Source organism: Ruegeria sp. BHSB064 (assembly GCF_059613205.1).
The window spans coordinates 1-7,224 of the sequence record NZ_JBXWSB010000173.1 but is presented as its reverse complement, the minus strand read 5'-3'; the positions used below and the strand labels follow the sequence as shown (position 1 = coordinate 7,224).

The window sequence follows — 7,224 nt, the reverse complement described above, 5'->3', positions numbered from 1 at the left end:
GGCGAAACAGCACTGGGCTTCGTTCAACTCGGACACAGCGAAAGAGGTTCTGGTCTCTGGCGATGCTGATGTTGGAATGATCTATGACGGTTTTGCTGCAAAGGCCCGTCAGGAGAAGGCTTCGATTGAATATGCTTTCCCGACCCAAGGCTATGTAGCTTGGATGGATAGCGTTGTCTTGCTGAAGGACGCCCCGAACCGTGACAACGCGCTGAAGTTCATGGACTTCCTGCTGGAGCCGGAAAACATTGCCGCTGTCTCGAATTTTGCGCGTTACAACAACGGTGTTACCGGAGCATCAGATTTCCTGGATGCAGATCTGCTGGCGCAACCGGAAAACAACCCTCCTGAAACGGCAGGGCCCGGTGTATTCATCGAAGTCTGCGATGAGGAAACTCAGGCCGTCTACGACAAGATCTGGACTGAGTTGAAGAAGTAAGCTCAGCACAAAAACAAGGGCCGCGATCTGATCGTGGCCCTTTTTTCTTCGGCGGCCTCTGGTGGAACATGGAAACCATTTACTCAGAACAGCACAAGCTACGTGACGCAAAAACCGAGTTTTTTGGCGGAGAACTAATCCCTCCCCACGAAAAGCCCAGCCGCGCCGAGATTGTGCTTGAACGTGTCCAAAATCAGAAGCTTGGAGTGGTTTCGAAGCCTGAAGATTTTGGGTTAGCGCCTGTTCTGTCAGTTCACGACAAAGGCTTTGTCAACTTTCTTCAGACCATCTGGGACGACTGGAAATCTGAGGGCTTCAAAGGTGAGGCAATGCCGACCGCCCTTCCTGTCCGGCGCATGGTTCAGAAATGCCCGAAGTTTGTGGAAGGAAAACTTGGGTTCTATGCAAACTCTGTGGAAACCAGCATTACCGAAGGAACGTGGCAGGCGGCCTATGCCAGTGCTCAGGTCGCGCTGACAGGTGCCGCGCGCATCCGCGAGGGCGCGAAAAGCGTGTTTTCGCTTTGCCGCCCACCTGGTCATCACGCGTTTTCGGATACCTACGGTGGGTTTTGTTTTCTAAACAACGCGGCGATTGCTGCCCAATCTCTGTTAGATAGCGGCGCAACGCGCATCGCTATTCTTGACGTTGATTTTCATCATGGCAATGGATCCCAAGACATTTTCTACGACCGCGATGATGTATTGTTTGTATCCTTGCACGGCGATCCGATGGAGACCTTTCCCTATTTTCTGGGACATGCAGACGAGACCGGTGCAGGAAAAGGCGAAGGGTACAACCTCAATATTCCCATGCCCGCCGGTACAAACTTCGAAACCTGGCGCAAGGCATTGGTTGTGGGGCTGGAGAAGGTGCGGAATTTTGGTCCCGAAGCCCTGATCATTTCTCTGGGGGTGGACACGTTCGAAAATGATCCCATCAGCTTCTTCAAGCTCAAATCCGAAGATTTCTTGACGCTTGGCGAAGATATCGCACAGCTTGGTCTACCAACGCAGTTTGTTATGGAAGGTGGGTATGATTTGGACGAGATTGGAATAAATGCCGTCAACGTTCTTACGGGCTTTGAGAATGTCTAGGTCGTGTGTGGAACGACCTTAGAAGACCTAATTCCCATGTCCCAGGATTTCGGAACTGTGACACAGACCGTATCAATGGCTTATGTCGTCAAGGATACGATCCATCATTTTGTCGCAGGCGTTGAGCTGGTCGATCTCGATAAATTCATCCGGTTTGTGCCCCTGACGTTCCATTGAACCGGGACCGCAGACAACGGTTGGAATACCCAACTCGCTGAAAAATCCGGCCTCGGTTCCGAAGGCAACCTTGGTGGTGACGTTGCTTTGCGCAAGTTTCTGGGCATAGGCAATGACGCCTTCAGTCTCGACGACGGCCAGACCGGGATAGGCGTTATACTGTTCGACCTCGATCCGGGCCTCGGGGCAAAGGGCCTGATACCGGGCAGCAACCCGGTGTGCTGCATCCTGTATCTGGCGCAAAATGTCTTTTCCGTGATCCGAAGCTAAGTGTCGGTATTCAAAGGTCAGCTCCGCCCTGTCCGGAACGATGTTTAGTGCCTTGCCGCCTGACAGCACACCCACATGGAACGTGGTATAAGGCACGGAATAAGCCGGATCCGTGTTGCCGCGTGTCGCATAGGTTCCTTGCAGGCCACGCAATTCCTGCACAAAATCCGTTGCCAAATGCAGCGCGTTGACGAATTTCGGCGCCAGCGCAGAATGCCCGCTTTGACCGTGGCAGACGGCGCGCAGAGCGGCTTTGCCTTTGTGCCCAATGGCCACCTGCATCTCGGTGGGTTCGCCGACAAAACACGCACGGGGCTGGCCCAGCATCGGGGCAAGCCGATCCAGCATGTGTTGAATGCCAACGCAGCCGACTTCTTCGTCGTATGACAAGGCGATCTTGAGCGGTTCGCGCAAGTTAGCATCGCGGGTTCGATCTGCCAAAGCCATGACCGACGCCACGTACCCCTTCATATCTGTGGTACCGCGCCCATAGACACGGTTCCCTTCCCGGGTCAGGCGAAATGGGTCTTTTGTCCAGCTTTGACCTTCGACAGGGACGACATCAGTATGGGCCGACAACAGAATTCCATCGCCTTCCGGCCCCTTTTCAGCGTAGAGCCCGGTTTTGTCGCCACCGGGATCGGTGATCCGATGGACCGCAAAACCGCGCGCCTCCAGAAACTCTTCGACATACGCTGCAAGCTCGAGGTTCGATTTCTTGCTGACCGTGTCGAAGCCAACCAGTTTGCCGAGAATATCCAAAGTAGACGTCATTCGAATGGAACCTGTTTTTCGGATTGCCGAACGGTCTGATCCCCTAAGCATCGGGGACTCTACGCAAGCCTATACGACGCACAAAATACTTAAATCCGGGAATGGCGAAGCACAGGTTAGGTTTTCTCTAAGTTTCGGTGATCACGCTTCGTCCGTGGCACACAGACCCGGAAGTGTTCCCGACTTAACGGCCATTGCACAATGTTCGACAAAAGCTTTCAGGGTGTTGGTCTCATTCTCGGCCCGCGCGCGTAACAGGCCAAGCCGCATCGGGCGCACCTTTCCGGTCAATGGTACAAAGATCAGTTTCTTCCCGTCAGGAGACAAAGCGTTCAGGGGGCGAATATTCGCAATCGAAAAGCCAAACCCGTTGGCAACCAATGATCGCATCACCGACATATCCTTTGTACGTTCAGCAATGTTTGGCTTTATGTTTGCGTCAGTGAAAAACGACAAAAAGTACTCGCCGCTGAAAGGGAGGTCCAAAAGGACCATGGGGCTGCCCTGCAGGTCCGGAATGGCCAATTCGGTGCGGCTTGCCAATGTGTGATCTTCCCCGAGAACGACGTAAGGCGGAAGTTCGTGAAGAGGTTGGAATTCTAGATCGGTTGGAATGTCCAGATCGTACGTCAGAGCGATGTCCAACTCGGCCCGTCGCAGCTGGCTAAAAATTTCGGCCTGATTCAACTCACGCTGTTCGATACGCACATCAGGGTAGCTGCCTTCGAATTCGCGCCGTAGCCCCGGCAATACGATCTGAGCAAACGTCATCAAGCACCCAACGGACAAAGTGCCTTGAACCTTACCGGTGATTTCCCCGGCGAGCGTGGCTAATAATTCGGCTTCACGCAGGACAAATTCCGTGCGTTCCATGAGCTTGTGCCCGGCCTTGGTCAGCGAAAGCCCGCGTGCATGCTCGCGGACAAACAAAGTGACGCCGAACTCGACCTCAAGCTGCGTGATCGCCGCTGAGATAGACGGAGACGATACGTTCAGCTTGTCGCTGGCGGCAGCGATGCTGCCTGCCTTTCCTACCGCAACAAAATACTCAAGTTGCCGCAGCGTGTATCTGAAAGGCAATGGCACATCTCCGCTTGGCCGCTGATCAGGCTTTGTACTTGATCCACGTGGTCTTCAAAGCAGTATACTTTTCAAGCGAGTGCAATGACAAATCACGCCCAAAGCCTGACTGTTTCATGCCGCCGAACGGGGTCTGGGCCGATAGGGCATCCACCGTATTCACTGACACAGTTCCAACCACCAGCTTATCTGACACCCGGCAGGCGCGGGACAGATTGTCGGTCCAGACCGACGCGGCCAACCCATAGATCGAGTCATTTGCCATCGCCACCGCTTGCTCTTCGGTGCCAAATGGAATGACCGACAGGACGGGGCCAAAGATTTCATCCCGCGCCAGCGGGTTGTCATGCGCCACGTCGTCAAAGATGGTGGGTTGAACAAAGCAGCCTTTGCCGTCTACCGTGACACGTTCACCGCCTGTCACTAGATTGGCTGTATTCTTGCCCTCTTCCACAAAGCGCATGATACCTTGCGTTTGCTTCTCATCGACGATCGCTCCCATCTTCGACGCCGGATCGAGGGGGTCGCCCGGCTGCGTCGCCTGCGCGCGGGCGATCAGTTTCTCGACGAACGCATCCTTGATCGCGCGTTCGACATAGAGCCGAGAATTCGCCGAGCACACTTCGCCCTGATTGAAGAAGATGCCTAAGGCCGCCATGTCGGCGGCGGCGTCCAGATCCTCGCAATCGGCGAACACCAGATTGGGGCTTTTGCCGCCGGTTTCCGGCCAGACCTGTTTCAGGTTAGACTGGCCCGAATATTGCATGAACATCTTGCCGATAGCGGTCGATCCGGTGAAAGCCAGGCAGTCGACATCCATATGTAGGCCAAGTGCCTTGCCCGCAGTTGTGCCGAAACCCGGCACCACATTAAACACCCCGTCGGGGATACCCGCCTCAGCGGCCAGTTCCGCCAAGCGTAACGCGGACAGAGGTGATTGTTCTGCCGGTTTGAGGACAACAGAGTTTCCTGCAGCCAGCGCAGCGGCCGCTTTCCATGTCGCCATATCAAGCGGGAAGTTCCACGGTGTCACCGCGCCGACAACGCCCAGCGGTACGCGGCTGACCAGCGCCAGATCACCGGGGCCTGTGGGGGCGACCTCGTCATAAACCTTGTCGATGGCCTCGGCATACCATTGGAAGAAATGGGCCGAACCCGGCGCGTCGATCGTCACGGCATCCGTCACCAATTTGCCCATATCAAGGCTATCCAAAAGCGCCATTTCCTCCAGGTTTTCCCGGATCAAATCGGCCAGCTTCAGTAACACCGCCTTGCGATCCCCTGGTGCCATGCGCGACCAACGGCCATCCTCGAACGCGGTACGGCCAGCGGCGACGGCGCGGTTAATGTCTTCTTCGTCGCATTCGGAAACCGAGGTCAGAACCGCGCCCGTGGCTGGGTTGATGCTGTCGAAGGTTTTACCGGATGCGGCGTCAACGAACTTGCCGTCAATGAAAGCCTGCCCGCGGAAGGACAGCCCCGCTGCGCGGCTTTTCCAGTCTTCGTGTGAATAGTCCAACATGGCTCTCTCCGTGTTTATTCGTCGCCGGGCACGCCGTAAGAGGGCGCTTCGCGCGGATCGAGCGCGCGCTGGATGTAAGCGTCAAGCTGTGGTTTGTAGACGTCCCAGGCAGTTGCGATGGCCTCGATGGGGCAATCTTCGGTCCAGTCACAGCGCAGATCGGCGACAGGCCAGCTGACTTTGTCGACGATCTTCATGCCGGCCGAATGCACCGGCCCTGCCTCGCCTCCTGCGGCCAATCCGGCGCGCATTGCTGCGATCAAACGGTCTCCGATGTGCCCGGAGGAGGACAGGAACCCATCGACTATGGCCTGAGGGATGCCTTCGTTGTCCAAAAGGTTGCCGCCCGAGGCGACGTTTTCAGCCTGTGCCTGCGTCCAGATGCCAAGGCTGTTGGGACCGGAATGGATCGCAGTCCGCCCGTGGGCATCTACGGCAAGAACCTGACGGTATTCGATAAATTTTGCTTGCGCCTTCATGGCGTCGATAGCCTCGGGCGCGGACTTGCACTGTTCCATCAGATCAAGGGTTAGCGGGCCAAGGCTGGGGTCTGTCACGTTTTGCGACGCAACCGCACCCACGCCAGCGCGCGCAAAGGAACAGCGCGCGGCCACGGCGGGTGAGGATGACGAAATCGCCAAACCAAACATGCCGGTATCAGTGCAGCGGGCGACCAGAGAAAATGTCATGTGACTCTCCTAGAAACAGGCCGGACCGCGCTTGTGGGGCGAGGAAGGGGAGCGCGGTCGGGATTGTCGATCAATCTGACAGATCAATCAGGTATGACAGCGGTGCCGTCGATTTCGACCAGCCATTCCGGGCGCGCCAGCGCCTGAACCACCAGCCCGGTCGAAACCGGATGCACGCCTTTGATGTACTCGCCCATGGTGCGGTACACAGCCTCACGGTGGCGAACGTCAGTGATGTAAACAACCACTTTGACCAGATGCTCCATCTGGCCGCCCGCTTCTTCAATCAACTGCTTGATGTTCTGCATCACCTTATGGGTCTGTTCGACCGGATCGTGACTGTCGATATTGACCGCGTCATCCAGGTTCTGCGGGCATTGGCCGCGCAGGTAGACTGTTTTGCCGCCATGTGTCACGACGGCCTGGCACAGATCGTTGTCGAGGTTTTGCTCGGGGTAGGTGTCCGAGGTGTTGAATTTGCGAATGCGTGTATGCGCCATTTCGAAGTCCTGATTGCTTACTCTGCTGCGGCGGGGGCGATGATGGCTGCTTCACCGTCATATTCGGCATAAGCGCGTTGGATAGCGATCTGGTCAGAGATGTATTTTGCATCGTGCCAAACGCCCCAAATGAAGGTCGAGCCGCGACGCGATTGCCAGGGCAGACCAAGGAAGTAGATGTCGGGTTCGACAGAAACGCCGCGCTGGTGAATCGGCGCGCCTTTGGCGTCAAAGGCGTCCGCCTTGATCCAACTGAAATCCTGCCGGAAACCTGTCGCCCAGATGATTGTCGTGATTCCTTCCTTGGCAAAATCGACTGACGTCAGCGGATTGGTCAGGCTATCGGGATCGGGAAACTGCTTACGCGCCTCAGGCTCTTCCGGCAGATCAATGCCAGTGCGCGCAATATAGGCATCTGCCATGTCCAGCATTTCAAGGTAGTTGGCGTCACCGGCTGCGACATTGCGTTGGAGATCATCGGCAAATCTGAGAACGCCATTCTCGAAGCTCTTGGTCATCCCGGTAAGGGTCACACCTTCATTCCCCAAGCGCCGGAAATCCATTGTGTGCCCGCCATGCGCACCGCTGACCGAGATCGTGACGTGTTCCGTCCCAGGTTTCTGTGCCGCCATATCCCAGAGCCCCAGAACACCTAACCACCAAACGTTGTCGCGGG

Annotated in this window: 7 protein-coding genes and 1 pseudogene; 2 read left to right on the top strand and 6 right to left on the bottom strand. The window is 56.1% G+C overall.

What is annotated here, in order from left to right:
- Positions 1-439 (top strand): extracellular solute-binding protein (locus tag AC2FNU_RS23050; protein WP_496793181.1); only part of this gene is annotated, 439 nt, incomplete at its 5' end.
- A 68-nt stretch (positions 440-507) separates the two neighbouring features.
- Positions 508-1,536: a histone deacetylase family protein gene (locus tag AC2FNU_RS23045; protein WP_496793178.1), complete on the top strand. Its 1,029-nt coding sequence runs from the start codon at positions 508-510 to the stop codon at positions 1,534-1,536.
- 72 nt (positions 1,537-1,608) lie between these two features.
- On the opposite strand, the gene argE is transcribed toward AC2FNU_RS23045, so the two are convergent.
- The 6 genes and pseudogenes from argE to AC2FNU_RS23015 form a co-directional block, all read right to left on the bottom strand.
- On the bottom strand, positions 1,609-2,757 hold the full coding sequence (gene argE / locus AC2FNU_RS23040) for an acetylornithine deacetylase (RefSeq protein WP_496793175.1): 1,149 nt from the start codon (positions 2,755-2,757) through the stop codon (positions 1,609-1,611).
- Positions 2,758-2,898: 141 nt separating this feature from the next.
- Positions 2,899-3,837, bottom strand: a complete 939-nt coding sequence (locus AC2FNU_RS23035; RefSeq protein WP_496793173.1) for a LysR substrate-binding domain-containing protein — start codon at positions 3,835-3,837, stop codon at positions 2,899-2,901.
- Positions 3,838-3,862: 25 nt separating this feature from the next.
- On the bottom strand, positions 3,863-5,359 hold the full coding sequence (locus AC2FNU_RS23030; protein WP_496793170.1) for an aldehyde dehydrogenase: 1,497 nt from the start codon (positions 5,357-5,359) through the stop codon (positions 3,863-3,865).
- Between the two features lie 14 nt (positions 5,360-5,373).
- Positions 5,374-6,048: a DUF1028 domain-containing protein gene (locus tag AC2FNU_RS23025; protein WP_496793166.1), complete on the bottom strand. Its 675-nt coding sequence runs from the start codon at positions 6,046-6,048 to the stop codon at positions 5,374-5,376.
- A gap of 83 nt (positions 6,049-6,131) precedes the next feature.
- Positions 6,132-6,548, bottom strand: coding sequence for a RidA family protein (locus AC2FNU_RS23020; protein WP_496793164.1), 417 nt, complete (start codon positions 6,546-6,548; stop codon positions 6,132-6,134).
- A gap of 17 nt (positions 6,549-6,565) precedes the next feature.
- Positions 6,566-7,224 (bottom strand): annotated as a pseudogene (locus AC2FNU_RS23015) (FAD-dependent oxidoreductase); the annotation flags it as partial.

Coding starts and splice junctions, on each gene's coding strand:
- AC2FNU_RS23045 (WP_496793178.1), top strand. CDS start 508: ATGGAAACCATTTACTCAGAACAGCACAAGCTACGTGACGCAAAAACC.
- argE (WP_496793175.1), bottom strand. CDS start 2,757: ATGACGTCTACTTTGGATATTCTCGGCAAACTGGTTGGCTTCGACACG.
- AC2FNU_RS23030 (WP_496793170.1), bottom strand. CDS start 5,359: ATGTTGGACTATTCACACGAAGACTGGAAAAGCCGCGCAGCGGGGCTG.
- AC2FNU_RS23025 (WP_496793166.1), bottom strand. CDS start 6,048: ATGACATTTTCTCTGGTCGCCCGCTGCACTGATACCGGCATGTTTGGT.
- AC2FNU_RS23020 (WP_496793164.1), bottom strand. CDS start 6,548: ATGGCGCATACACGCATTCGCAAATTCAACACCTCGGACACCTACCCC.